The sequence below is a fragment of the Camelimonas fluminis genome (assembly GCF_014656355.1).
In the GTDB taxonomy this organism is placed as follows: Bacteria; Pseudomonadota; Alphaproteobacteria; order Rhizobiales; family Beijerinckiaceae; genus Camelimonas; species Camelimonas fluminis.
Map to the genome: position 1 here is coordinate 71,931 of NZ_BNCG01000009.1, position 25,196 is coordinate 97,126.

The window sequence follows — 25,196 nt, forward strand, 5'->3', positions numbered from 1 at the left end:
GGCTGCGTGGTCACCGTTGCGCCCCGGCCCGCCGCGTCCGTTAACGGGCCGGGACCGGCTTCTTTCCGCCGGTTTTCGGCAGGAACCAGACCAGCAGGCCGGCCAGGGGGAGGAAGGCGCAGATCTGGTAGACCGTGCCGATGCTGGTGTGGTCAGCAACAACGCCGAGCAACGCCGCCCCGAGGCCACCCATGCCGAAGGCGAAGCCAAAGAACATGCCCGAGATCATGCCGACGCGGCCAGGCATCAGTTCCTGGGCGTAGACGACGATCGCCGGGAAGGCCGAGGCGATGATGAAGCCGATGATCATGGTCAGCACCGGCGTCCAGGCCAGGCTGGCCCAGGGCAGCAGCAGGGTGAATGGCGCGGCGCCGAGAATTGAGAACCAGATCACTGGCTTGCGGCCGAAGCGGTCGCCCAGCGGGCCGCCGGCGATGGTGCCCGCCGCCACGGCCGCCAGATACAGGAACAGGTAGAGTTGCGCCTCCTGCACCGACAGGTGGAACCGGTCGATCAGGAAGAAGGTGTAATAGGTGCTGATCGAGGCGGTGTAGAAGAACTTCGAGAAAATCAGCACGCCAAGCACCACAAGGGCGGTGACGAGTTGCTGGCGCGACACCGGGCTCTGACGTGACGGCTGCACGCCGCTGGCGCGGGTGCGGGCGACGTGATCGCGATACCAGCGGCCCACCATGTACAACACGATGATCGCCAGCAGGGCGACCAGCGAGAACCAGGCGACGCTGTGCTGCCCTTGCGGCACGACGATAGCCGCCGCCAGTAGCGGCCCCATGGCGGTGCCGGCGTTGCCGCCCACCTGGAACATGGACTGGGCCAGACCGTGCCGGCCGCCAGACGCCATGCGCGCCACCCGGGAGGCTTCCGGATGGAACACGGCCGAGCCGAGCCCAACCAGCATGGCCGCCGCCAGCAGCACCGGATAGCTCCACGCCACCGACAACAGCAGCAGGCCCACCAGGCTGGAGCCCATGCCAATGGCCAGCGAAAACGGGCTTGGCTTCTTGTCCGTATAAATGCCGACCAGCGGCTGGATCAGCGACGAAACGGCGTAAAAACAGAGGGTGATCATCCCGATCTGCGCGAAATCGAGATGAAATTCCCGCTTGAGCACCGGATAGATGGCCGGAAGGACAGACTGGATCAGATCGTTGAGCAGGTGCGACAGGCTGATGGCGCCCAACACCTGAAACGTGGTGCGTTCGGCCGCGGCCTGGCCGGTGCTGTCGGTGGTCACGCTCACGATTGGCTCCTGCCCTCTGATCCCGTCCGTTTCACCGGATTGCAACTTCACCAGAGTGAAAGGGATGCGCAGATGATGGCCATGTTTTCAATCAGTAGCGCCGCGCGACCGGTGTCTTTGCATGGCTGAACTGCGCGCGATGCATTCCTGGCCCGGCAGCGCCGCTGGACCACGAGATCACGCGAATGTGCGCGGGGCCGACGCCTTCATTGTGCAAGCGGCAACCAGCGCGCCAACGTGATCCGGCCAGTCGTGATTGCGCCGCAGGCCGACGGGGCCACAAAAAGATACGCTTTGTTCACCATAAGGGCCGATCCTGGAGAAGCCTTCCGTCATTGTCGCCAGCAACGCCTGGCCGTGCGGACGCACAACCGATGGCTTGACCCTCATGCGCAAACAGTTCTCCACCGCCATGCGCGGTGCTCTTGTGGCCGGCCTGATTTGCGGCGGCGTCGCCGGCAGCCTGTGGCAAAGCGCCCCCGCCGCCGCCCAGCCGGCGCAGCGCGGCGGCGCCTTCGCCGCCAGCTACGCCATTACCTTGGCTGGCATCAGCATTGGCGCGGCGAACCTCACCGCGAAAATTGACAACGGCGGCGCCTACGCCCTCGACATGCACGCCAAGCTGACCGGCCTTGCCGGCGTTCTGGTCAGCGGCAAGGGCGGCGCCCGGGCCACGGGCGTGATCAGCGGCGACCGCGCCATCCCGGCCTCGCTCGCCGTGGTGGCGTCCACCGCGAGTGACAAACGCACCCTGCGCATGTCGTTTGCCGGCGGCTCGGTCAACGCCATCGAGATCAGGCCGCCGCTGGAAGACTGGGACCGACCGGACCGCATCCCCGTCGCGGCGAGCCACCGCCAGTCGGTCATTGATCCCCTCAGCGCCCTGCTGATGCCGGCGTCAGGCAAAAGCCTCGCCGACGCCTGCAACCGCACCATTCCGGTGTTCGACGGGGCGACGCGGTTCGACGTGGTGCTGCGTTACAAAGGGACCACGACGGTCAGCCAGAATGGCTATACGGGCCCGGCGGTCACCTGCACCGCGCGCTACGCGCCGGTCTCCGGGCACCGCCCGCTGCGCGCCATGACCAGATTCATGGTGGAAAACACCGACATGGGCGTTACCCTGATTCCGGTTGGCGATACGGGCGTTTACGCTCCCTGGCGCATCCATGTGCGCACCACGCTGGGCATGTCGATGCTCCAGGCGACCAAGGTTCACATGGAAGGGTTGCAGGCCATCGCGTCCCGGCGGGACAAAAAATAGAACAGCCCGTTGATCCAGGCGGCGATTAAGGCCAAGTTTACGCTATTCACAATGAATTGACCGTCGCCCCCTGTCACGGCCTCGCGAGGGACTTGCCAACTCGTCCAATAGGATCACAAGCGTAGCAATAACAACAGGAGTACGCCCCGGCAGGTCGCCACGCGCCCTGGTTCGGCGCTGGGGCCAACGCCGCCATCACACGGCGACGTAAGGGGAGTTTGAGGGCGCACGGCCGACCGCAATGGCGACGCCCGGCGGACAACGCGACGACGGGAGCTGCCGGCAGCCATGCGGCGACAGACCCGGCGACGCCAGATACAACGGTTCGGGTTGATGCCAGAGCGGTTTCCGACCACACGGAAGCGCCTGGTCGATCAAGGACCGCACAAAACGGAAAGCCTGGAGCGGTTTCCGATCCATGCTGATCGGAAACCGCTCCAGGGCGGCGTCGCCACGGTGGAGCACGAATGCGACCCTTTCTTTTGCCTGCACGGACATCGGGAACCGTCGTCGCCGGGACATCAGCGCGCCGGGGGATGTCTGCTGCGGCGTCTGAATGGGGCGCGGACCTGGCGGTGGGCCTGTGCTCATGAATCCCGTGGCCCGATATCGAGACCGGGTGACATCGCCGGTCGGACAGTTTCTGGTCGCGGCGGCGCTGGCCATTATCCCGACGCTTCCGCAACTCTACCTGGCGACCTCACTGATCGGGGCGCCGGTCATGGCCTATCTTCCGGCGACGGCGCTGGCGCGCCATCTGGCGGGCCGCTGGTCCGGCGTGTTCGTCGCCATCGTTGGTTCGCTGGTCTGCGCCTCGCTGATTTTCACGCCCCCATGGAATTTCACCCTTGGCCACACGGTGCAGGGCTATTTCATGCTGGGTCTGTTCATCGTCGGCGTCGGCACCATCCTGCTGCTGTATGAAGATCGCGGCGACCCCGGGCCCGAGCAGAACGGCATGCGTTTCGCCACGCCTGGCGCAGCTGGCGGCGATTATCAGACGGGCCAGTCCCGGCCGACCGTCACCATCGCCCTGCACGCGCTTAACTCGTGGATCCAGAAAAACGTGTCGGCGACAGGCCGTTCACTGCGCCTGTACCGGCGCGGCGCCGCGCCCGCCCATATTCTCGCAGCTCCGGGCATTGAAGAGCGCCGGACGGCCATGCGCAGCATCCACTCCATCATTGGCCGGCTGCCCTTCGACGAAGAACGCGCGCCGGACCTGCTGGAGCGCGTCAGCCGGATGACGCTCGCCGACGCCAGCTCGGGGCGCATCAGCCTCGACATGGTTTCGCCGTGGGCTTTCAGGCCGTTGCATGAACACCAGGTGCACGCCTACATCATGGTCGCGGAACTGTTGTGGGAGCTGGCGCTGTCCATTCCCGACGGCGGCGCCATCCGCATCGTCGTGCAGAACGCTGGCGAGGACGCGGCCATCCGGCTCCAGATCACCGACGGCATGCTGGTCCGGGACAACCGGACCCATTATCTCAGCACCATGGCCACGACAATCGTGCACAAAATGGCCCGCGACATTGGCGCCCGCTACGAACGCATCAGCGAGAGCGAGCGCGTGCTGATGATCCCGATTACCTGAATCCGGCTCCGCCAGACCGCCGCACATCTGGCCAGGGCGGCGGAACTCCGGAGAAGCCGCCAGCACCCGAAGCATCCACCCGGCGCCAGCCCTGTTTTGCGGCTGAATGTCAGGCGGCGGCCAGGCGGCGGACGCCATCGCTGGCCGGGATCCACAGCAACTGGTCGCGGTCCACCAGATAGTTCACGTGCGCCAGCACCTCGCTGAAGGCGAAGCTGAGCTGGTGCGGATCAAGCTCGCGCGGGAACATCACAGGCACCAGCTCCGAAGCGGAATGCGGCGCGTTTTTGCAGGCGTCGACGAGCTGGGCGCAACGGTGGGCGTGATGCTCCTCCAGCGCCTGCAGGCGCAGGTGCAGACCACGGAACGGCAGATTGTGCCCCGGAAGCACCAGCGCGTCGGCGTCGATCTGGGTCTGCAACTCGCGCAACGACCGGCGGTACAGCCCCAGTGGATCGCCTTCCGGCTCCATGGCCCAGACGCTGACGTTCGGTGAAATCTTGGCCAGCACCTGATCGGCGCCGAGGAACAGGTTCTCGGAGCGGCAATAGAGCATGACCTGCTCGGACGAATGGCCGCCGCCGGTATAAATCTCGAACTCCCGGCTGCCGATGCGCAGGCGCTCGCCATGCACCAGCCGGCGGAAAGTGTGCGGCAGCGGCGTGACCATGCGCAGATAGCCGTGCCCCTGGCGCAGCACGATCTCGGTGGCCTCCGGGCTGAGGCCGTGATCGACGTAGAACTGGCGGAATGGCCCTTCAGCCATCTGGTCCGGATTGAGGGCGATGTAATGCCCCTCCAGATATTCGGCCTGGCTCATCATCAGCTTCAGGTTGTAGCGCTCGCACAACCAGCCGGCGAGGCCGATGTGGTCGGGATGGTGGTGCGAGATGATCAGCCGGGTGAGCGGCCGCCCAGCCAGCGGTCCGTCCAGCAGCGCCTGCCATTGCTCGCGGGTGCTGTCCGTGGCGATGCCACAGTCAAAGGCAGCCCAACCGTCGCCATCAGCGATAAAATAGACATTGACGTGATTCAGGCTGAACGGCAGCGCAAACCGCGCCCAGAGCAGGCCAGGCGCAACCTCCACCGTCTCGCCCGGCGCCGGGGGCTGGAGAAAGGGGAAGGTCAGAAGCGGTTCATGCTGCTGGAGGTCCATCGGTTGTCCGTTTCCCGTCGTTTCTTGTTGCTCTGCAGCGGCCCGGTCAGGCTGACCGGCCTGGCCCCTGTTTTCAGTACATGCGCGTCCTGCGAGGCGACCGCCCCGCGCGATCCGCCCGGACTTTTCACCGGGCAAGGCAGCCCCTGAGGAAAAGCGGATTTCAAAATTACGGACACAGACAGGCCCCCGGTAGTCCATCAACAGCATGATGGATCAATCTGGCCAACGCTGGTTGCATGGCGACATGCACGGCCATGAACAATCCGCATGAGCAATCCGCACGCGCCGGCGGCGTGGGGTCTGACGCGGCGCGGCCGGCTTCAGTCGTCATGCGAGGGCCGGGCGCGACCGCTTTTGACCCCGGCGCGGCGGGATTTGGCGTCGAGCCGGCGATGCTGAGAGGCGCGTGTGGGGCGGGTGGGCCTGCGTGGCGGCGGCGGCGGCTCGGCGGCGGCGCGGATCATGGTCGCCAGCCGCTCGCGGGCATCGGCGCGGTTGCGCTCCTGGGTGCGAAACCGGTTGGCCTTGATGACGATCACGCCGTCCCGGGTGGCCAGATGACTGGCGACCTGCAGCAGCCGCTCGACCACGGCGGGCCGCAACGCCGGGGAGTTGCGGGCGTCGAAGCGCAGCTCCACCGCCGTCGCCACCTTGTTGACGTTCTGGCCGCCGGCTCCGCCCGCGAGGATGAACCGCTCGGTCAGCTCGTCGGCGTCAATGACGATCCTGTCAGTTACGTAAAGCATTCCCGATCATCCGCGCGGGCCAGAACTGTTCAGCAAAAGGTCATATGGAGAACGCGGCCTTCCTGATCAAAGCCGGAACCGTCGGCCAGCGTCGCGCTGGCGCGCTGGCTGCGGCGCCGGATCCGCCTTCCCTGAAAACCCCGCGACGCACGCTGTGCGGCGCATGACCGGACCGCGCATCGCAACCCCGCCGTCAGGCGGCTGAAAAGGCGCTCCCCGGCCCCTCCGGCTTAATACCCCCTTAAACCGCCACATTTACCATCTCAATACAGGGACAGGAATCCCGTTGCGGGATCAGCGCGCCATGTTTTGCATGAACGCGCCTCACGATATTCCTGTCGCTTCTGGATCCAATGGCGCCATGACGTTTTCCGACGGCCCGAACAACAGGCGGGAACCCCGTTTCGGCCAACAGTTTGACCAGCATGCCGATGCCCCGGCCGACAGCGCGGCGGCGACGCGCCGGGACGCAGCGGCCAGTGAGATTCATATTGACGCTTCCGACAGCTGGCGCCGGAGCGGCGCGGGCGGCGGCGGCGCCCCGGCTTCCCGGCCGCAGAGCCGGCGAGAGCCTTCGTTTGACGATGGGGCCAGCCCAGCCCCGCAGCAGTCCGCGCCAGAGGCCGCCCCCGCGGCGGCCGCGCGGATGGCTGACGACTTGGGAGCAGGGAAGCGCGTGGCCAAAGGCGGACAACGAAGCAAACGGAAGACCAGGGCGGCGCGCGGCGCCGCGGCGCCGCGGACGCGGCGCAGGCGGTCGTTCATTGGCCACCTGTTCCGGCTGGGCTTCAGCCTGGCGGTCGTCGCCATGCTCGGCGTCGCCGGCGTCATCGGCTACCACTTCTCGCTGTTGCCGCCGATGGACCAGCTGACCGTGCCCAAGCGCGCGCCCAACGTCGCCATTCTGGCGGCGGACGGCTCGCTGATCGCCAACAAGGGCGACATGGGCGGTCGTGAGGTGAAGGTCAAAGAGCTGCCGCCGTATCTGCCGAAAGCCTTCGTGGCGATCGAGGACCGGCGTTTCTATGATCACTACGGCGTCGACCCGGCCGGCGTGGCGCGCGCCCTGCTGCGCAACGTGTCCGCCGGCGGCGTGTCCCAGGGCGGCTCGACCCTGACCCAGCAGCTGGCCAAGAACCTGTTCCTCACCCAGGAACGGACCATGTCGCGCAAGATCCAGGAGCTGATCCTGTCGGTATGGCTCGAGCGCAAGTTCAGCAAGGAACAGATTCTCGAACTGTATCTCAACCGCGTGTATTTCGGCGCGGGCGCCTATGGCGTCGAGGCCGCCGCGCACCGGTACTTCGGCAAGGACGCCAGGGACGTGACCATCGCGGAAGCAGCGATGCTCGCCGGCCTTGTCCAGGCCCCGGCGCGGCTGGCGCCGACGCGCAATCCCGAGGGCGCCCAGGCGCGGGCGCAGCTCGTGCTGACCGCCATGGCGAACGAGAAGTTCATCACCGAGCAGCAGGCCAAGGGCGCGATCATGACCCCGGCCACGGCGGTGAAGCCGGGCGGAACCCGGTCCGCCAACTACGCCGCCGACTTCGTGATGGACGTGCTGGACGACTTCGTCGGCAAGATCGAGCAGGACGTGCAGGTTCGCACCACCATCGACATGCCGCTGCAGATGTCGGCCGAGGCGGCCCTCAACGACGAACTCGGCAAGCAGGGTGCAAAACTCGGGGCCCATCAGGGCGCGGTCGTCACCCTCGCCTCCGACGGCGCCCTCAAGGCGCTGGTGGGTGGGCGCAGCTATGCCGAGAGCCAGTTCAACCGCGCCACCAACGCCCGGCGCCAGCCTGGCTCCGCCTTCAAGCCCTTTGTCTATCTCACCGCCATCGAGCACGGCATGACCCCGGATGCGGTGCGTGAGGATGGCCCGGTCTCATCCGGCGGCTGGTCGCCCTCCAACTATTCCCGGCGCTACTCGGGCCCCATGACCCTGCTGACGGCCATGGCCCACTCCATCAACACCATCCCGGTGAAACTGACGCTGGAGCTTGGCCCCAAGGCCGTGGTGCGCACGGCCCAGCGTCTCGGCATTACCTCGCCGCTGCAATCCAACGCCTCAATTGCCCTTGGCACCTCTGAAGTGACGCCGATCGAGTTGACCGCCGCCTTCGCCGCGTTCTCCAACGGCGGCATCGGCGTCATCCCTTATGTGATCGAGTCGGTGAAGACCACCGATGGCAAAGCGCTTTACAAGCGCATGCCAAACAGCCTTGGCCCGGTGATCACGCCGAAGAACGAGGGCATGATCAACGCCATGTTGCGGCAGGTGGCGACCAGCGGCACCGGCAGCAAGGCGAAGCTGCCTGGCTGGGAGATCGGCGCCAAGACCGGCACCACCCAGGATTTCCGCGACGCCTGGTTCATGGGCTTCACCAACCAGCTCGTCACGGGCGTCTGGATCGGCAATGACGACAACAGCTCGATGAAGAAGGTGACCGGCGGCTCACTGCCGCTCGACGTCTGGAACCGGGTGATGCAGGTCGCCTCGCGCAACCTCAAGCCTGGTCCGCTGCCTGGAGTTCCCTGGACGCCGGCGCCAGCCCCGGCCGCCGGCTGGGCCAGCGCGCAGCAGCAGGGTGAAGGTGGCCAGGCGCCGCAACCACAGCCGCAGCGCCGGGAGCCAAACTTCTTTGAACGGCTGTTCGGCGGCTAGAGCATTTTCGATCAATCTGGATCGCAAACTGCTCCAGTTCTCTTTGGTTTGAGCGAATTTTGATCGATCAGCCGGTTCCGGACGATCGGAAGGCGCTCCAGAGCATTTTCGGGAAAAGCCCGTTCGCCAGAATGCTCGATCTCTTTCATCTGACGCATTTTCTTCACGAAAAGCGGGCGCCACTTTTCTCGAAAATGCTCTGGCGGCCAGCTTCCGACATTCGCCTCCCCCGATACCAGGCGGCGCGGTCGGAGCCAGGCCACTGGCAAAACATGACTCTCGGGTGAAACTTGTGAATATGGCATGCGCGCGCCGGGCAAGGAGGCGGATGCAAATGCCGGCGTCGCTCCACAGGTCGCCGATCCGCAGGGCGGCGCCAGATTTTTGATTGTGGCGCCGTTTGACGGGAGCAGGGTCGTTGTCGCCTCGACGGCAACGCCATGCTTCCGGTCGCTGACGGTCCGGCGTCGACCAAGTCGCCCTGGATCGGGTGCGCCAGCACGAGGCCGATCCGGGAAGGTCCAGCCGGAGAAGGTTCAGCCGCCAGGCCTGACGCGTCGAAGCTCCTTATCCAACAACGACCTCGCTCATCTGCACGATGGGCGCGATGTCCGTATAGTTGGCGACGTCCGCGACAATCTCCGCGCGGTGTCGGCCGAACGCCTCCTGGAATGTCGCCAGGTCCGGCGCGTAGATATGGCACGCCGCGATAAACTCCGGCGCGCTTCCAGGCTCGCGCCCCCCAAGGCCCTTCTCTATCTCGTAACGCAGGCAGGCGGCGCCGAGCCGTTCCTTGATCAGCGGCAAGTGGCTGGCGCGGTAGTAGGCGTGATCAAATTTCGAGCCGCCATCGGCCGGATAGTAGACGCTCATCTTGATCATGGTCGGGCTCCCGCCTGAACGCCCCCTGCGGCGTCCGAGGGTAAATTTTTAGGTCACCGCCTCACAAATAGCATCCAGATTCTGGCTGAAGCGGGCTTCACCACAGCAAGGTCGTTTTCGCCGCGCTTTTCGAGGCGTGAGGCGCCAGCGCGGACCTGTTTGGGTTGGCTGCAGAGGCGTTTGGCGAGGACGGCGGCGGTCGAAGAGGACGCTGAACGACCGGCGGCGTTTGCGGCCGTCCATCGGCCTGATGTTGGACATGCGCCGGACGCGGTCATCGCGAGACGCACGGCCGCACGTTCAGGGTTCGCGCAAGTCAGGAAACCGCCCTGAAGCGGGACCCGCCCATAGCGGACCCGATTCGCGCGCGACCTTTTTGAACTGATGCGTTTTCTCCGGCCGGAGCGGCATCCGCCTCGCGTGAAGCCCCCCGGCAGGGTCGTCAGCCGCAGACGCTGCTTCGAAGGGCAGCCTTCATGCCAGGTCGTGAACGGACGCATCCGCGATTCGCAAAGCTCAAATCGGCATTGCGGAAAACGCCATGCGCCTTCGGGATGGACCAGAACCTGCTGGGCCCGCCAGGTTCTGACGTCAGGCGGCCGGTCAGGCCGCCTCGCCTGCTGACAGCCCCGCATCGCTGTCACCATCAGCGCCATCACCGCCCACGCCGTAGCGGTGCAGGCTGGCCCCGTGGGCTTTCAGCCAGGCTTCCGCCTCATCCGTCCCCGGGCACAGGTTGTAGACCAAGGCCCAGAAACGCTCCGAATGGTTCATCTCGCGCAGATGACACACCTCATGGGCGGCGAGATAATCAAGCACCTCCGGCGGCGCCATGATCAGCCGCCATGAGAAGTTGAGCCGCCCGGCGGCGGTGCAGGACCCCCAACGGGTGCGCTGGTCACGCAGCGTGATGCTTCTGGCCCGCACGCCGAGCGCCCTGGAATGGCGATCCACCGCGCGCTCCAGATCCCGCGCCGCCTCCCGGCGCAGGAACTCCTGCACCCGGCGCGGCGCATGCCGCGGATCGCCGCCTGTCAGAATCATCATCCCGCCATCCGGGTGCGGCGCGATGGCCGGAACAGCCCGGGCGCTGGCCTGCCAGACGATCGGATGCGGCGCGCCGCGCACCAGCGCCACGGCGCCGGGTCTGAACTCGATGCGCTTGGGAACCCGGCGAAGTCGGGCGGCGATCCAGTCTCCATGCGCTTCGGCGAAACGCACGGCCGCCCGCACATCGCCGCGCTGGGGCATCGTCAACGTTGCTTCACCAGTAACTTGTGAGACACGCAAGGTAAAACGCCGCGCATCATGGCGACGGCGTAGAATTACCTCAAAAACTTCCGCGCCAGAACGAACCGAAACGGTGTCATTTTCAGAAATGCTTCTTCGAAATAGCCGCATCAGCATCAACTGCCATTTATATCGTTTCAACAATTAGGCAAGCCTGATTATCACATATCTGTGATATGAAGAAAAGCGCAATCATTGCAGTCGTGACCAGTTCGGGTTTCACGATTCTGGCGGCGCGGCGCGGCGCGCCGCGTCCACCATGACCATTTCGCGGCTGACGCGGATCAGCCATATTGACGCAGACGCGGACGCCGTCCGCAACTGACCATGCGTTGTCCGCGGCGGCGGCGCCAACCCGGAAGGTCTCATGCTGTCCGAAGACGCCCTGTCGACCACCGCCTCACCGGGCCGTCTTCGCCTCGACACCCTTGTGCGCCTGCGCTGGCTCGCCGTCATTGGCCAGAGCGTGGCGGTGGCCGGCGTGCATTTCGGCCTCGGATTTTCGTTGCCGTTCGGCCTGTGTTTCCTGCTCATCGCCGTATCGGCGTGGCTGAACATCGCGCTGCGCATCCGCTATCCCATGAGTCACCGGCTGAGCCTGTGGCCGGCCACCGGCCTGCTGGCCTATGACCTGACCCAACTCGCCGGACTGCTGTACCTCACCGGCGGCCTGCAGAACCCCTTCGCCATCCTGTTCCTCGCGCCGGTGCTGATTTCAGCCACCTCGTTGCCGCCGCGCGTCACCATGGCGCTTGGCGCGCTCTCGGCGCTCTACGCCACCGCCCTGATTTTCTGGCGCCGCCCGCTGCCCTGGTCGCCTGGCGAGACGCTGGAATTGCCCTTCGTCTACATCATCGGCATCTGGACGGCGATCACGCTCGGCATCGCCTTCACCGCCATCTACGCCTGGCGCGTCGCCGACGAGGCGCGGTCGCTGGCCCAGGCGCTGTCGGCCACGGAGTTCGTGCTGGCCCGCGAGCAGCACCTGACCCAGCTTGACGGCCTCGCCGCCGCCGCCGCCCACGAACTGGGCACGCCGCTCGCCACCATCACCCTGGTCACCAAGGAAATGGCGCGGGAGGCGCCGCCGGGCAGCCCGCTGGCCGAGGACATCACCCTGCTCCGCGAGCAGGTGGAGCGCTGTCGCGGCATTCTCGGCAAGCTGACCTCGCTGGGCGCCGATGGCGACGCCGGACCGATGGAGCAACTGAGTCTCAGTCACCTTGTCGAGGAAGTCGCCGGACCGCAGCGCCCCTTCGGCGTTCCGATCACCGTCACGCGCGACGGCGTCGATCCGCAGCCGGTTTGCCGGCGCAACCCCGGCGTCATCTACGGGCTTGGAAATATTGTCGACAACGCCGTTGATTTCGCCCGCAACGCCGTCGCCATCGAGGAGCGCTGGAACGACCAGTTCGTGGAGATTGTGGTGCGGGACGACGGCCCCGGCTTCGCGCCCGACGTGCTGCTGCGGATCGGCGAACCTTACGTCACCACCCGGGGCGCCGGGCAGCGCCACGCCGACGAACCAGCCAGCGGACTGGGGCTCGGGCTGTTCATCGCCAGGAGCCTCATCGAACGGACGGGCGCCGTCATCACCACCTCCAACGCGCCGGCGCCGGCGACCGGCGCCGTCGTCGCCATCCGCTGGCCGCGTCAGGCTTTCGAACGCGATGTCGCAGCCACCTGACGCCGCGTCAAAGGCGCAACCGGGGGTGTGCGACCATTTGGTACACTTTGCTGACAAAATGATCTAAAGAGGTGCGGTGGACGCACATCAGCGCCGTGGGCGCGCCGGATCACGCGCGGGCGAAGCCCGGCGAACGGGCGCCCGCCAGCGGCTGGAAAGGCCTGACAGCCTGGTCAGCCGGCGCAAATGTGAACAAGGGGGACAGCGCGCCTGGCCTGTCCCGCGCGGAAACGCCGGCGCGCCCGGCGCGCAGGTGAGAGCATGATCATGGAGTCTTCCGCCCCGTTTCCAGCCGCGCCAGAGGGCGATCGCAGCCTGCTGATCGTCGATGACGACCGGCCGTTCCTGACGCGGCTCGCCCGCGCCATGGAAAGCCGGGGCTATGCCGTGCGCACGGCGGAATCGGTGGCTGACGGCATTGCCGCCATCGAGGCCGAGGCCCCCGCCTACGCGGTGATCGACATGCGCCTTGGCGACGGCAACGGGCTTGAGGTCATCACCAAGCTGAAGGAGCGGCGCGCCGACGCGCGCGGCGTCATCCTCACGGGCTACGGCAATATCGCCACGGCGGTGACAGCGGTGAAGCTCGGCGCTTTCGATTATCTCGCCAAACCGGCGGACGCCGACGAGGTGCATGCGGCGCTGATGGCCTTGCCCGACGGACGCGCCATTCCGCCGGAAAATCCCATGTCGGCCGACCGGGTGCGCTGGGAGCACATCCAGCGCGTTTATGAGCTGTGCGGCCGCAACGTTTCGGAAACCGCGCGACGGCTCAACATGCACCGTCGCACCCTGCAACGCATCCTGGCCAAGCGCGCGCCGCGCTGAGCAGACCGGCGCCACATCCGCCCGCCGGCCAGCCGGCCAGCCGGGCGACAGCGGAGAACCAGGTTCGGGTTCCAGTGCGTTTATGGAAGCGAATGGGGCGATGACAGCCAGGATATTGCTCGGGACGGTCGTCGCGGCCGGGGTCATGGCCAGCCTCGCCAGGCCGGCCGGCGCGGCCGCCGCCGATGACCGCCAGAATGCGATGGATCACATCTCCGCCGTGCTGGCCGCCGAAAAGGCCTGCCCGGGGTTCAGGGCCAATCTGCCCCTTATCGCCATGCTCAGCGACAGGATCGGGCTGAATATATCCGCCCCGGCCAACAAGAATTACATCACCGCCAGAATCCGGTCCTACCAGAATGAAATCGGGCAGGGCGGCAAGGAGGCCGGCTGCGCGGCGGCCTATGGGCTCTACGGGCCGGGGGGCACAGACGTGCCAAACCTTATCCGCACAAAATGAGCGCTGAGCGCTTTCCGGCCAGACGACATCGTCCGGTCGATCAGAAGCCGCTCAAACAGCAAAAACCTGGAGCGCCGGAACAGGTCTGTCGCCAACGCGAAACGTCCCGGACCAGCGCCCTGACGCCTTGACGCTCTGGCGATGGCGTCAGTCCAGCAGCCCGGCGGCGCCATCGGGATCGGCCAGCCGGTGCAGCCGGCCGGCGGCGGCGCGGGCGAAGCGCAGGGTCACGGCCTTGCGCCGGGCGGCGGCCAGCGGATGGGCCGGCGCGGCGCGCAGCATCTCCGCGCCAAAAGCATCGGCTATGATCAGGCCGGCGTCCTCCGGCAGCACTTCCAGAGGGAAGTCCGGCGCAACGGCGAAGGAAAAGCTGTCGCACCAGTCACGGTATTCATGCCATTTGCCGTCAGCGCGAAAATCCGCCAGCGAGGATTTGACCTCGACAATGGTCAGCCGGCCGTCCGGCAACAGCGCCATCACGTCGGCGCGCCGCCATGAGGCCAGGGTCAGTTCGCACAGGGTGACGGCGCCAAGGCTGGCGAAATGCCGCCGCACGCCGCGCTGGATCGCCAGGGCCGCCGGCGACTGGCGACCGTCCGGCGGCAGGATCAGGTCGGCGTCAGAAAAACTGCTCATCACTCCGCTTCCGGAACGTCATGTTGTTTCGGGCAAATCCGCGCACACGACGGCGCCCGGGTTGTGCCCTGTCCATCCGCCTTCACGCGGCTGCCCTGATCTCGGCTGCCATGCCAGGTCACACGCGAGGCAGGCTGGTGACTGGCATGACATTGGGGCAAAACCGGGAACAAACCATGAATTTCCGGACCGCGCGCCGTTCGGGAGCCCGACCAGACCTTATGCGCCCAGAATCATCGCCGCGCCCTTCTCGGCGATCATCATGGTCGGCGAATTGGTGTTGCCGGAGGTGATCGCCGGCATGGCGGAGGCGTCGATGACGCGCAGGCCATCAACGCCGCGCACCCGCAACTGGCCGTCAAGCACCGCCATCCGGTCGTGATCGGCTCCCATCTTCGCCGTGCCGACCGGGTGGAAAATCGTCGTGCCCACGTCGCCGGCGGCGCGGGCCAGCTCCTCGTCGCTCATCAGGCCGGCGCCGGGCATGTATTCTTCCGGCTGGAAACGGGCCATGGCCGGGGCCTGGACGATGCGGCGGGTCAGGCGAATGGAATCAACGGCGACGCGCACATCCGCCGGATCGCTGAGATAGCGCGGATCGATCGCGGGAGCGTCGGCGGCGCTGGCTGAACGCACATGCACCGAGCCGGAGCTGGCCGGGCGCAGATTGGCGACGCTGGCGGTGATGGCCGGGAAGGCGTGCAGCGGCTGGCCGAACGAGTCCAGCGACAGCGGCTGCACGTGGAACTGGATGTTGGCCGTGGCGTGTTCCGGCGAGGAGCGGGTGAAGATCCCCAGTTGCGACGGGGCCATGGTCAGCGGGCCGGAGCGCAGCACGGCGTAATTCAGCGCCATCCCGGCCTTGCGCAGCCAGTTGCGGTAGTCGGCGTTGAGGGTGCGCACGCCCGACACCTTGTAGGTGGGGCGCAACTGCAGGTGATCCTGCAAGTTCTCGCCGACCCCCGGCAGATCGCGGATGACGGGAATGCCCAGCTCCGCCAGCCGCGCCCCCTGGCCGACGCCAGACAGCTCCAGCAGTTGCGGCGAACCGATGGCGCCCGCGGACAGGATGACTTCGCCACGGGTGGACGAGACGAAGCTGCGGCCGTCGCGACGCCATTGCACGCCGACGGCGCGGCCATCCGCGATAACGACCCGCTCGACAATGACGCCGGTTTCCAGGCGCAGGTTGGGACGCCCGAGGGCAGGCTTCAGGAAACCGCGCGCCGCGCTCCAGCGCCGGCCGCGTTTCTGGTTGACCTGGAAATACGACGAGCCTTCATTGTCGCCCCGATTGAAGTCGTCGACCTTGGGAATGCCGACCTGTTCCGCCGCCTCGCGAAAAGCGTCGAGCACCTCCCAGCGCACGCGGGGGTATTCCACCCGCCATTCGCCGCCGGCGCGCTGCAGGTCGTTCGACGGCGCCATGTGATCCTGCATGCGCAGGAAGTGCGGCAGCACGTCCTCCCAACCCCAGCCGGCAAGGCCGCGCTGGCGCCAGCCGTCGTAATCCGCCGCCTGGCCGCGCATGTAGATCATGGCGTTGATGGCCGAGGAGCCGCCGATCACCTTGCCGCGCGGATAGTTGAGAACCCGGCCGTTCAGCCCGGACTGCGGCTCGGTGCGGAACATCCAGTCCGAACGCGGATTGCCGATGGCGAACAGGTAGCCGACGGGAATGTGGAACCAGATCCAGTTGTCGCGGCCGCCCGCCTCCAGCACCAGCACGCGATTGCGCGGATCGGCCGACAGCCGGTTGGCGAGCACGCAGCCTGCCGAGCCGGCGCCGACAATGATGTAGTCGAACTCACCCAGGCCGGCGTCATCCGGTCGCGTCTGCGCGTCCATGCTCCAGTTCCTCCCGCGCCTTTTTCCCCGGCGCCTGGTTTGCAGATTGCCGCAAGCCCCGCCCGGATCGGGCGGAGGCTGGGCCATTGCAGAGATCCCCGATATAAGCGCAGGGTTGGCGTCAGGGCAAAGTTCGATCAAGCTGAAACGGCGCACTGCTCCAGTTTTTTGATCTGACGCATTTTCCAGTGCAACCGCGCTCCCACCCGGCTGCAAAACGCCATCGCCGGCAAGGCGAAACGTGCAAGGCGAAACGTGACCAGGGTCCTGCCCTGAACCTTCGCTCCCGAGGCTTTCGCGTATGGGGCCCATGTCCCTGGAGTTGGACGGTCGATGGAACGAAATCCGATCCGTTTTGTCTGGCAGAACAGCCGCCTGCTGCATCTGGTCGCCCTGCTGGCCCTGCTGGTCATGGCGCCCGTGAACTGGCTGTTGCTCGAGCTGCCGCGGATTCTCGTCGACGACGCCGTGCTGGGTCTCGCCTTCCGCGACAGGACCGTCGCCAGTTTCCTTCCGCTCGCCATCCCGTTGCCCGAGCGGATGTTCCAGAGCGGATGGCGGCTGTTCCAGGGGCTGGCGCTGGAGCGCAACGCCTATTTCCTCGCCGGGTGCATCGCGGTTCTCGGCCTGCTGGCGCTCCGCAGCCTGCTGATATCCATGGTCGCGGCGCTGCGCAGCATCATCGCGCGGCGCCTCGCCAGCCTGCTCCGGCTGCGCCTGTTTCGCCGCATCGCCGGCTCGCGCGGCATGACCCATGACGACGCCGATGACGTCGCCCAGCTTTCTGGGGGCGGACTGTCGGCGATCGCCTGGTTCTTTGGCGACGCCATCATCGTGCCCACCATGGCGCTGAGCCAGCTTGCCATCGTGCTGGCGTTCGGCGTCCACGTCGGCGTGCATTCCGGCGCCATGCTGCTGGGGCTGACCATCGCCAATGTCATCGTCATCCTGTGGGTCGCCCGCGCCGAAGCCCGGCTCGCCGATGAGGCGCGCCGCCGCGAACGGACAATGACCCGGGCCGCGCGCGGCGCCGCCAGCCGCGCCGTCGCCATTCAGTTGCATGGCGCCTTTGGCGTCGAGGAGGGCTACTTCCGCAGCCTGCTGACGCGGCTCGACGCCCTGTGGCGCCCGCTGGCCCGCAAGGTCTCCCTCGCCTCCGCCGCCCGCGCCTTTCTGCGCGAATGCGGCCCGCTGCTGATGATCACCTGGGGCTGCTGGTGGGTGATGCAGGGACGCCTGACCCTCGGCGGCATGGTCTCCCTGGTGTTCGCCTCGGTGCTGCTGCAACGACCTGTCAACGCTCTGGTCGCCTGGCGGCGGGAGCGGGAGCGGGCGCGCGCCGTGCTTGGCGACATCGCCCGCGCCAACGGCTCGCTGGCCGCGCGGCGGCCCCGCGAGGCGCTGCCCATCACCAGCGGGACGCTGGCCGCCCCGTTGACCGCTGAAGGCGTGGCGGCGTTCGACCCGGCCAGCGGGCTGCGGGTCTCGGGGGTCTCGCTCAGCGTTCCGCTTCCCGCCCACGTCGCGCTGGTGGGCGAACCCGGCTCCGGCGCGGAGGTGTTCGCTGGCCTGCTCGGCGGCGCCTTCGACGCCACCGCCGGCTCCATCCGTATTGGCGAGCGGCCATTGCAGAGCATCGCCGGCCCGACCCGCCCCAAATTCATCGCCTATGCCGGCGGCGCCCCGATCGTGCTGACCGGCACCGTGCTCGAAAATCTGCAATATGGCTGCGCGGAATGGGGCGATGACCGCGGCCTGGTGCATGGGCCAGACCGCGCGACGCTGGAGGAGGTCATCCGCGTCGCGGGCCTCGACGACGCGGTGTACGCGCTGGGTCTCGCAGCGACCGTGGAGAATGGCGCCGACCCGCAGATCGCGGCCCGCGTCGTCGCGGCCCGCAGCGCTGTCCGCGACGAGCTTGAACGGGCTGATGCAGCGGCCCTTGTCGATCCCTTCGATCCCGCCGCCTACAACATGCACGCCACGGTGGCGGAAAACCTGATGTTCGGTCTGCCGGTGGGCGACACGTTCGGCGAGTCGAACCTCGCCAGCCATCCGTTCGTCCGGGCGGTTCTCGCCGCCGAGGATCTGGGACGGCCCCTGGAGCAAATGGGCCTCGCCGTGGCCCGCAGCATGCTGGAAATGTTCGAGGGCGTGCCGGAGGGGCACCCGCTGTTCCGGCAGTTTTCATTCTTCCACTACGGCGAACGCGGCGCCTACGAGGAGTTGCTCGACCGCCACGCCGGCGACCGGCGACCGCGCGGCGCGGCCGCCGCGCGTGACCGGGACCTGCTGGTCAACCTCGCCTTCCGTTACGTGGAATCCCGGCACCGCCTCGGCCTGCTCGACGACAGCCTCAAACAGCGCATCGTGCAGGCGCGCCCGGTGTTTCGCGAGCTGTTGCCGCGCAGCCTGGAGTCCGCTGTCGCGTTCTACGATCCGGATGAGGTCTGCCGGGCCGCCAGCCTCGCCGACAACCTGCTGTTCGGCCGCGTCGCCCACCATATCGCGGGGGCCGAGGAGAAGATCCAGGGCGTCATCGCGGCGACCCTGAAGCAGGCGGGGCTGGATGATCTGGTGATCAGCTCCGGCCTTTCCTCCCGCATCAGCGCCGAGGACATGCGCGCCATGGCCGGCCGCGAGAACCAGCTGGACCTGGCGCGTTGCCTGGCCCGCCGGCCTGACATGCTGGTTGCTGTCGGCGTCACCGAAAATCTCTCCCCCTCGCAAACCCTCGCGCTGTTGAACCGTCTGCGCGTATGGCTTGACGGACGCAGCCTGTTCATCACCATGCGCGACGAAGAACTGGCGGAAGACATGCGCGCCGTACCGTTCGCCCGGGGCGGCCTCGCGCGCTCCGGCGCCGTGACCGGAGTGGACAATGGAGAAAATCTGGCATGAACGATCTGGAGCGCCGCGTGCGCCAGCACACATTGGCCTGCGCGCCGCGTCAATAAATTGACATGATGGCTGCTGTGACAAACACGAATGCGGGCAACGGTTTGTCCGTGCGCTTCTGGGGCGTGCGCGGGTCTCATCCCGTGTGCGGTCCGCGCTTCTCCCATTATGGCGGCAACACGCCATGCGTTGAGGTCACCGTCGGCGGGCAACGGTTCATCGTTGACGCCGGCGCCGGCGTCATCGAGCTGGGCCAGGCGCTATGCCGCGACGTCGGATGCGCCAGCAGCTTTCCAGCCGATATCCATCTGCTCCTCAGCCACCTGCATCACGACCACATTTCCGGGCTGCCGTTTTTCAAACCGGCGCTACGGGCCGACAGCGTCATCCACACCTGGTGCGGCAACCTCGACGGAGCCAGCGCCGCCGCCGCCATCGACGGGATGTACCGGCCGCCGCTGTTCCCGATAACCCTGGATCTGTTGCCGGCGACCTTCGCGCACCATGGCTTCCGCGCCGGGGAAACCCTCGATATCGCTGGACGCCAGATCCGCACCTGTCCCCTCAACCACCCCTCCGGCGCCACGGGCTACCGTTTCGACCACAATGGCCGGGCCATCTGCTACATCAGCGACATCGAACACGACGCCAGCGGGCCGCCGCCCGAGCTGAAAGCCTTTGTCGCCGGCGCTGACCTGGTGATCTATGATTCCATGTTCCTCGAAGAGGAATATTGCCGCTGCATTGGCTGGGGTCACTCCACCTGGCGCGAAGGCGTGCGCCTGTGCCGCGAAGGCGGCGCCAAAGCAATGGCGATGTTCCACCTGCATCCGGACCGCGACGACGACGTCCACCGAAGCATCGAGCAGGAACTGGCGCTGGCGCTGCCCGGCTCATTCGTGGCGCGCGAAGGCCTCACCGTCACATTCGACTGAATGCAGGTTCGACCGGATGGTCGCCAGGGACCCATTCCGTGAGCCCGGCCGTTGCCGCAACGCCGGGGCGCCAGAGCATTCTTGAAGAAAGCGGAGCCCGCCTTTCGCGAAGAACATTGCGGGCTCGCAAATCGACGGAACGCGCTCAGGGATCACTTGCGCGGACGTTTCCCTGGCTGCCGGGATTCGCCAACAGACGGACTTTCCGCATCATCCAGGGCGCAATACAGGCGATTGCAGCGCTGGACGCGGACCATTTGCGGGCGGTTTCGTGGCGCGCCAGCCGCACGGACAGGCGCGTGGGCGCGCCGTCGCTTTCTCAAAGCCCCGGATTTCTCAAAGCTTCGGGTTGCCGCAATACGCTGAAGCGTGTTTTCCAGCGGCGTGGACGCCATTTCGCGTGAGGAACGCGTCGGCTAAAAAGACATGGTGAACGTCCGGTTCAGCATGAGCGGATTTTGCTGCAGCGCATCGCGCCTTCTTCCTGGAGAATCGGCTTGCTTCCCCTTCTGGCCGCCCTGTTTGCCGCCGCCATCGCCGCCGGCGTCCTGGTGATCGTTCTGCAGCCGCTGCTGCAACGCTACGCGCTGGCCCGCCCCAACGCCCGCTCCAGCCACCGGACGCCCACGCCGCAGGGCGGCGGCATCGCCGTGCTCGGCGGCTGTTTCATCGCCCTGGCGCTGGCGGCGGCCATGGCCTGGCTACCGCCGGGTTCCCGCGAAAGCGCCGGATGGCTCGCGCTGGCGGCGGCGCTGATCGGCCTGATCGGCGCCGTCGATGACATCCGTCCGCTGCCCGTCGCGCCGCGCCTTGCGGGCCAGGCGCTCACCATTTGGCTGGCGCTGTGGGCGGTAGGCGACGGCGCCCGGCTGACGCCCGACCTGCCGCTGGCCGTGGAGCGCGCCTTTGAGGTCTTCGCTGGCCTGTGGTTCGTCAATCTCACCAATTTCATGGATGGACTGGACTGGCTGACCGTCGCCGGCGTCACGCCCATGTTGCTCGCCCTGTCGCTGTTTGGCGCCCTGGCTGGCGCGGGCGGCGCCCAGGCGACGCTTCTCGCGGTGGTCGCGGCGGCGCTGTGTGGCGGCATGCTGGGTTTTGCCCCGTTCAACCTGCCGCCGGCGCGACTGTTTCTCGGCGACGTCGGCTCGCTGGCGATTGGCCTGATCGTCGCGTGGCTGCTGTTTTTGCTGGCTTCGGGCGGCGCGCTGGTCCCGGCCCTGCTGTTGCCCATGTACTATTGCGCCGACGCCACCATCACCCTGTGCCGCCGACTGGCGCGGGGCGAACGGGTGTGGGAGGCGCATCGCCAGCACTTTTACCAGCAGGCGGCGGACCGGGGCTGGACGGCGTTGCGCGTTGTCAGCCACGTCGCCGTCGCCAACGTGGCGCTCGCTGGCCTCGCCGCGCTGGCGCTGTTCGCGGATGGGCTGTGGGCCCAGCTTGGTCTGCTGGCCTGCGGCGCGGGCGTCACGGCCCTGCTGCTGGCGCGGCTTGGCGGCCGGCTGTAACAGCGCCCGCCGTCAGATCCGGCGCTGACGGCGCTTCCAGGGGCTGTACGCCGCCGCGCATCGGTGAGAATGTCCGGCTTCCGCCCACGTTCAAGAACTGCCACGCCCCAGGAATTCGCCATGCTCCGGCTGCGCCCGCCCCGTCTTGCGTCCTTCAGTCGCCGCAACCTGTTCGCCGCCGCCATCGGCGCGCTGTCCCTCGCCGTCGCCGGGACTGCGGGGCCGGTGCGCGGCGCCGATGAGCGCGTCGTCAACATCTACAACTGGTCGGACTACATCGACCCGGCGATGCTGAAGAAATTCACGGAAGAGACCGGCATCCGCGTCGTCTATGACACTTACGACAACAACGAGATCATCGAGAGCAAGCTGCTTGCCGGCAAATCCGGTTATGACGTGGTGGTTCCCACCGGGCCAACCGTGCAGCGGCTGATCCGCGCCGGCGTCCTGAAGGAGCTGGACAGAGCGGCGCTGCCCAATCTCAAACACGCCTGGCCGGAGATCGCCGCGCGTCTCGCCAATTATGATCCAGGCAACCGCCACGCGGTGAACTATATGTGGGGCACGACGGGCCTCGGCGTGAACGTGGCGAAGGCGCGCGCGGCGCTGGGACCGGACGTGAAGCTGGACAGCCTCGACCTGCTGATGAAGCCTGAGCTGGCTGGCAAGCTGAAGTCCTGCGGGATCATGATTCTCGACGCGGCGGAAGACGTGCTGCCAGCAGTCCTGCGCTATGTGGGGCGTGATCCGGATTCGAAGGCGCCGGCCGACCTGCAGGCCGCCGCGGACGCCCTGGGCAAGGTGCGCGGCGACATTCGCAAGCTGCACTCCTCCGAATACATCGCCGCCCTGGCCAACGGCGACATTTGCATGGCCTTTGGCTATTCCGGCGACATCCTTCAGGCGCGCCGCCGCGCCCAGGAGGCGAAGAACGGCGTTGAGGTGGCCTATGTGCTGCCCAGGGAGGGCGCGCAGATGTGGTTCGACAACTTCGCCATTCCCGTCGACGCCCCCCATTCGGCTGAGGCGCACGCCTTTATCAACTTCATGATGCGGCCTGACGTCGCGGCGGCGAACAGTAATTTCATTGCCTACGCCAGCGGCAATGGCGACGCCCGGGCCCTGGTGAAGCCGGCGTTGCTGAACGACCCCAACGTCTACCCGGATGCAGCCACCATGTCCCGTCTGTTCACCACCACGACCCCGGACGACCGCAGCCAGCGCGCCATCACCCGGTTGTGGACCCGGCTGCGCAGCGGCCGCTAGGGGGCCCGCTTCCCCGGACCCGCTGTCGCCTGCGCCTGGCGCGGACCGGCGATGCTTCCCGCGCATTTTTCCAGATGCGCAATGCAACGGATCTTGTCAGGATAAGGCTTGACCGTCGCGCATCCAGAATCAGCGCCAGCCGCCTTGCGCGGGTCCGTTGGCGCTCCCACATCACGCCCCGGCGAAGCGTCGTTCTGACGACGCAATCAGCCAGTGAGGCAATCCGTGGATTGACAGCACCGGGCGCCTTTACTAACGGGGACGCTCGCAATTTCCGAAAGAGAGTCTGCTGTGGCAAAGCCGGAACTCGGAACGAAGCGGGTCTGTCCGACCACGGGCCGCAAGTTCTATGATCTGAACAAGGATCCTATCGTGTCGCCGTACACCGGCGAGGCGTTCCCGCGCTCGATGTTCGAGCCGCAGGCGAAGAACGCGCGCCCGGTGGAGGATGACGCCGACGACGAAAGCGCCGATCCCGCGACCGTGTCCCTCGAAGAGGCCGACAGCGAGGAGGACGGCAAGATCGATGTGGACGTCGACGTGGATGTCGATGGCGACAGCGATGACGACGACGCCTTCCTCGAAGAAGAGGAAGATAACGACGACGTCGCCGGACTTATCGACAGCGACATCGACGACGACGAGGAAATCTGAGCAAAAGCGTTTTGAGCGCTTGTGCTCCGGAGGCGGTTTGACTATACCGCCTCCATCCACGGCGACCGCCCCAAACGGCCGCCGGAAAAAGTGGGGTCATAGCTCAGTTGGGAGAGCGCTTGAATGGCATTCAAGAGGTCGGCGGTTCGATTCCGCCTGGCTCCACCAATCTCCTTCCGCCAGAAAATACGCGCAGGAGAGATCCCCGAAAGGGAGACGCCGGTCCGCAAGGGCCGGTTTTTTTATGCCGTGACGGACGCCAGCGCTCCCCGGGCGCTCCGGCCTGATCGGCGGAGGCGTTTCCGCCCCTGAGCGTCGTTTGACCAGCCCCGCGTCGTCTGGTCGACCAGTGTCCGCTGGAGGGCAGGAAAAGTGGCGGATGTTCCCGGACAATGCTGGCCGGAAGACGCCCAGGCGCCTCCACGATTTCCCCTGCCCGCGACGCGCGGAGAAGCTGGCGTGAAGGGCCGCGCCCGGCGCCGTCATCAACAGGCGGGGAAAAAAACGTCGCACCCGCCATATGACGCTTGTGTATCAGCCCGCGTCTGACTATACCGCGTTCATCCACGGCGACCGCCCCAAACGGCCGCCGGAAAAAGTGGGGTCATAGCTCAGTTGGGAGAGCGCTTGAATGGCATTCAAGAGGTCGGCGGTTCGATTCCGCCTGGCTCCACCAATCTCCTTCCGCCAGAAAATACGCGCAGGAGAGATCCCCGAAAGGGAGACGCCGGTCCGCAAGGGCCGGTTTTTTTATGTGACGCCGGCTGGCGACCGTTTTTCTTCTTGCGGCGGTTTTTCACCGGGCCTGGTTTTGACGCTGTTCAGCCGGCGAAAAACCCAGCACGCTGGCTTCATGACTGAGCTGATTCCCCCTTCCCTCACCCGCCTCGCCCATGCCTGCGCCGAACGGTTGTTCGCCCGCAAGGAAACGGTCGGCGTTTCCGAATCCTCCTCCGGCGGCCTGGTCGCGGCGGCGCTGCTCTCGGTTCCAGGCGCATCAGCCTATTTCCATGGCGCAAGCGTTACCTACGCCCGCCCCGCCGCGCGCGCCTTCATGGGCATCGAGCGCCTGCCGCCAGGCATCCGCAGCTCGACCGAGCCCTATGCCCGGATCATGGCCGGCATTGTCAGCGAGCGGCTTGGCGCGACCTGGGGCGTATCCGAAACCGGCGCGGCGGGTCCTGCCGGCAACAGCTATGGCGATTCAACCGGGCACAGTTGCATGGCCGTTGCGGGCCCGGTGAACCTGTCCCGCGTCATCAAGACCGGCGAGCCCGGGCGGGAGCGTAATATGGTGTTGTTCGCCGAGGCCGCGTTGCAGCTGTTTCTGGAGGCCCTGGAGACCGAACGGGGGGCTTGAGCGTCAGTTGTACGCCGCGCCGCCCTATGGCCGCCACGCCGCCCGCGCAGTGCATCTGGCGCACTCCTGAAATCGTCAGGCGCGGCGTCCAGCGCACGCGATAAAAAGAGGCCCCGGACAAACGTCCGGGGCCTTCGGTTTTTCAAAGCGCTGGCAATCGGCGCGTCACCCGGCCCCGGCGAACATACGCCAGACCGGTCTGGCGTCAGTCCGCCGGGGCCGGAGCCGGCTTGCGCAAGCCGGCAA

The 25,196-nt window shown here is 66.8% G+C and carries 20 protein-coding genes and 2 tRNA genes; 14 read left to right on the forward strand and 8 right to left on the reverse strand.

Translation table 11 applies throughout. From position 1 onward, the window contains the following. Positions 1-40 precede the first annotated feature (40 nt). A complete protein-coding gene (locus IE243_RS11675; protein WP_280514590.1) occupies positions 41-1,261 on the reverse strand; it encodes an MFS transporter in 1,221 nt (406 codons plus the stop codon). Between the two features lie 388 nt (positions 1,262-1,649). Here IE243_RS11675 and IE243_RS11680 point away from each other — a divergent pair, with 388 nt between their 5' ends. Both IE243_RS11680 and IE243_RS11685 read left to right on the forward strand, forming a co-directional pair. Beyond that, complete coding sequence (locus tag IE243_RS11680) at positions 1,650-2,525, forward strand: DUF3108 domain-containing protein (protein ID WP_191319562.1); 876 nt, start codon at positions 1,650-1,652, stop codon at positions 2,523-2,525. Between the two features lie 619 nt (positions 2,526-3,144). Next, the gene (locus IE243_RS11685) at positions 3,145-4,122 is read left to right on the forward strand and encodes a hypothetical protein (RefSeq protein WP_191319563.1); all 978 of its coding nucleotides are present in this window, start codon (positions 3,145-3,147) and stop codon (positions 4,120-4,122) included. 109 nt (positions 4,123-4,231) lie between these two features. Here the strand turns inward: IE243_RS11685 and IE243_RS11690 are convergent, their stop codons facing one another. Continuing rightward, complete coding sequence (locus tag IE243_RS11690; protein ID WP_191319564.1) at positions 4,232-5,278, reverse strand: MBL fold metallo-hydrolase; 1,047 nt, start codon at positions 5,276-5,278, stop codon at positions 4,232-4,234. A gap of 323 nt (positions 5,279-5,601) precedes the next feature. Beyond that, the gene (gene arfB / locus IE243_RS11695) at positions 5,602-6,027 is read right to left on the reverse strand and encodes an alternative ribosome rescue aminoacyl-tRNA hydrolase ArfB (RefSeq protein ID WP_191319565.1); all 426 of its coding nucleotides are present in this window, start codon (positions 6,025-6,027) and stop codon (positions 5,602-5,604) included. A gap of 646 nt (positions 6,028-6,673) precedes the next feature. Here arfB and IE243_RS11700 point away from each other — a divergent pair. Then, positions 6,674-8,695, forward strand: a complete 2,022-nt coding sequence (locus IE243_RS11700) for a transglycosylase domain-containing protein (protein ID WP_244643091.1) — start codon at positions 6,674-6,676, stop codon at positions 8,693-8,695. An 11-nt stretch (positions 8,696-8,706) separates the two neighbouring features. Here the strand turns inward: IE243_RS11700 and IE243_RS11705 are convergent, their stop codons facing one another. The 3 genes from IE243_RS11705 to IE243_RS11715 form a co-directional block, all read right to left on the reverse strand. Then, positions 8,707-8,844: a hypothetical protein gene (locus tag IE243_RS11705; protein ID WP_191319567.1), complete on the reverse strand. Its 138-nt coding sequence runs from the start codon at positions 8,842-8,844 to the stop codon at positions 8,707-8,709. A gap of 418 nt (positions 8,845-9,262) precedes the next feature. Beyond that, positions 9,263-9,577 (reverse strand): EthD family reductase, encoded by a 315-nt coding sequence (locus IE243_RS11710; protein WP_191319568.1) that lies wholly within the window; start codon positions 9,575-9,577, stop codon positions 9,263-9,265. Positions 9,578-10,180: 603 nt separating this feature from the next. Continuing rightward, the gene (locus tag IE243_RS11715; RefSeq protein WP_191319646.1) at positions 10,181-10,984 is read right to left on the reverse strand and encodes a M48 family metallopeptidase; all 804 of its coding nucleotides are present in this window, start codon (positions 10,982-10,984) and stop codon (positions 10,181-10,183) included. 250 nt (positions 10,985-11,234) lie between these two features. On the opposite strand from IE243_RS11715, the gene IE243_RS11720 reads away from it, so the two are divergent. From IE243_RS11720 to IE243_RS11730, 3 genes are all read left to right on the forward strand, one after another. Further along, positions 11,235-12,554 carry an ActS/PrrB/RegB family redox-sensitive histidine kinase gene (locus tag IE243_RS11720; protein WP_191319569.1) on the forward strand — a complete coding sequence of 440 codons (1,320 nt, stop codon included), beginning with the start codon at positions 11,235-11,237 and terminating at the stop codon, positions 12,552-12,554. Between the two features lie 267 nt (positions 12,555-12,821). Next, on the forward strand, positions 12,822-13,382 hold the full coding sequence (locus IE243_RS11725) for an ActR/PrrA/RegA family redox response regulator transcription factor (RefSeq protein ID WP_191319570.1): 561 nt from the start codon (positions 12,822-12,824) through the stop codon (positions 13,380-13,382). Positions 13,383-13,482: 100 nt separating this feature from the next. Then, entirely contained in the window at positions 13,483-13,842 is a 360-nt protein-coding gene (locus IE243_RS11730; RefSeq protein WP_191319571.1) for a hypothetical protein, read from the forward strand. Between the two features lie 147 nt (positions 13,843-13,989). Here IE243_RS11730 and IE243_RS11735 read toward each other — a convergent pair whose 3' ends face one another. After that, a complete protein-coding gene (locus IE243_RS11735) occupies positions 13,990-14,478 on the reverse strand; it encodes an MmcB family DNA repair protein (RefSeq protein ID WP_191319572.1) in 489 nt (162 codons plus the stop codon). Positions 14,479-14,697: 219 nt separating this feature from the next. Continuing rightward, the gene (locus IE243_RS11740) at positions 14,698-16,326 is read right to left on the reverse strand and encodes a GMC family oxidoreductase (RefSeq protein WP_191319573.1); all 1,629 of its coding nucleotides are present in this window, start codon (positions 16,324-16,326) and stop codon (positions 14,698-14,700) included. Between the two features lie 333 nt (positions 16,327-16,659). On the opposite strand from IE243_RS11740, the gene IE243_RS11745 reads away from it, so the two are divergent. The 8 genes from IE243_RS11745 to IE243_RS11780 all read left to right on the forward strand — a co-directional run bounded on the left by IE243_RS11745 (position 16,660) and on the right by IE243_RS11780 (position 24,950). Next, positions 16,660-19,227: an ABC transporter ATP-binding protein/permease gene (locus IE243_RS11745; RefSeq protein ID WP_191319574.1), complete on the forward strand. Its 2,568-nt coding sequence runs from the start codon at positions 16,660-16,662 to the stop codon at positions 19,225-19,227. 74 nt (positions 19,228-19,301) lie between these two features. Next, complete coding sequence (locus IE243_RS11750) at positions 19,302-20,159, forward strand: MBL fold metallo-hydrolase (RefSeq protein ID WP_244643092.1); 858 nt, start codon at positions 19,302-19,304, stop codon at positions 20,157-20,159. 497 nt (positions 20,160-20,656) lie between these two features. Continuing rightward, positions 20,657-21,670: an MraY family glycosyltransferase gene (locus IE243_RS11755; protein WP_244643094.1), complete on the forward strand. Its 1,014-nt coding sequence runs from the start codon at positions 20,657-20,659 to the stop codon at positions 21,668-21,670. Positions 21,671-21,790: 120 nt separating this feature from the next. Continuing rightward, positions 21,791-22,936, forward strand: coding sequence for a polyamine ABC transporter substrate-binding protein (locus IE243_RS11760; protein WP_191319576.1), 1,146 nt, complete (start codon positions 21,791-21,793; stop codon positions 22,934-22,936). Between the two features lie 291 nt (positions 22,937-23,227). Next, a complete protein-coding gene (locus IE243_RS11765) occupies positions 23,228-23,590 on the forward strand; it encodes a TIGR02300 family protein (RefSeq protein ID WP_191319577.1) in 363 nt (120 codons plus the stop codon). Positions 23,591-23,682: 92 nt separating this feature from the next. Next, a tRNA-Ala gene (locus IE243_RS11770) sits at positions 23,683-23,758 on the forward strand. A 432-nt stretch (positions 23,759-24,190) separates the two neighbouring features. Then, a tRNA-Ala gene (locus IE243_RS11775) sits at positions 24,191-24,266 on the forward strand. A 177-nt stretch (positions 24,267-24,443) separates the two neighbouring features. Further along, a complete protein-coding gene (locus IE243_RS11780) occupies positions 24,444-24,950 on the forward strand; it encodes a CinA family protein (protein ID WP_191319578.1) in 507 nt (168 codons plus the stop codon). The last annotated feature ends 246 nt before the right edge of the window (positions 24,951-25,196 follow it).

Coding starts and splice junctions, on each gene's coding strand:
- arfB (WP_191319565.1), bottom strand. CDS start 6,027: ATGCTTTACGTAACTGACAGGATCGTCATTGACGCCGACGAGCTGACC.
- IE243_RS11705 (WP_191319567.1), bottom strand. CDS start 8,844: ATGAAAGAGATCGAGCATTCTGGCGAACGGGCTTTTCCCGAAAATGCT.
- IE243_RS11730 (WP_191319571.1), top strand. CDS start 13,483: ATGACAGCCAGGATATTGCTCGGGACGGTCGTCGCGGCCGGGGTCATG.
- IE243_RS11735 (WP_191319572.1), bottom strand. CDS start 14,478: ATGAGCAGTTTTTCTGACGCCGACCTGATCCTGCCGCCGGACGGTCGC.
- IE243_RS11720 (WP_191319569.1), top strand. CDS start 11,235: ATGCTGTCCGAAGACGCCCTGTCGACCACCGCCTCACCGGGCCGTCTT.
- IE243_RS11740 (WP_191319573.1), bottom strand. CDS start 16,326: ATGGACGCGCAGACGCGACCGGATGACGCCGGCCTGGGTGAGTTCGAC.
- IE243_RS11700 (WP_244643091.1), top strand. CDS start 6,674: ATGGCTGACGACTTGGGAGCAGGGAAGCGCGTGGCCAAAGGCGGACAA.
- IE243_RS11710 (WP_191319568.1), bottom strand. CDS start 9,577: ATGATCAAGATGAGCGTCTACTATCCGGCCGATGGCGGCTCGAAATTT.
- IE243_RS11690 (WP_191319564.1), bottom strand. CDS start 5,278: ATGGACCTCCAGCAGCATGAACCGCTTCTGACCTTCCCCTTTCTCCAG.
- IE243_RS11780 (WP_191319578.1), top strand. CDS start 24,444: ATGACTGAGCTGATTCCCCCTTCCCTCACCCGCCTCGCCCATGCCTGC.
- IE243_RS11715 (WP_191319646.1), bottom strand. CDS start 10,984: ATGCTGATGCGGCTATTTCGAAGAAGCATTTCTGAAAATGACACCGTT.
- IE243_RS11680 (WP_191319562.1), top strand. CDS start 1,650: ATGCGCAAACAGTTCTCCACCGCCATGCGCGGTGCTCTTGTGGCCGGC.
- IE243_RS11760 (WP_191319576.1), top strand. CDS start 21,791: ATGCTCCGGCTGCGCCCGCCCCGTCTTGCGTCCTTCAGTCGCCGCAAC.
- IE243_RS11725 (WP_191319570.1), top strand. CDS start 12,822: ATGGAGTCTTCCGCCCCGTTTCCAGCCGCGCCAGAGGGCGATCGCAGC.
- IE243_RS11745 (WP_191319574.1), top strand. CDS start 16,660: ATGGAACGAAATCCGATCCGTTTTGTCTGGCAGAACAGCCGCCTGCTG.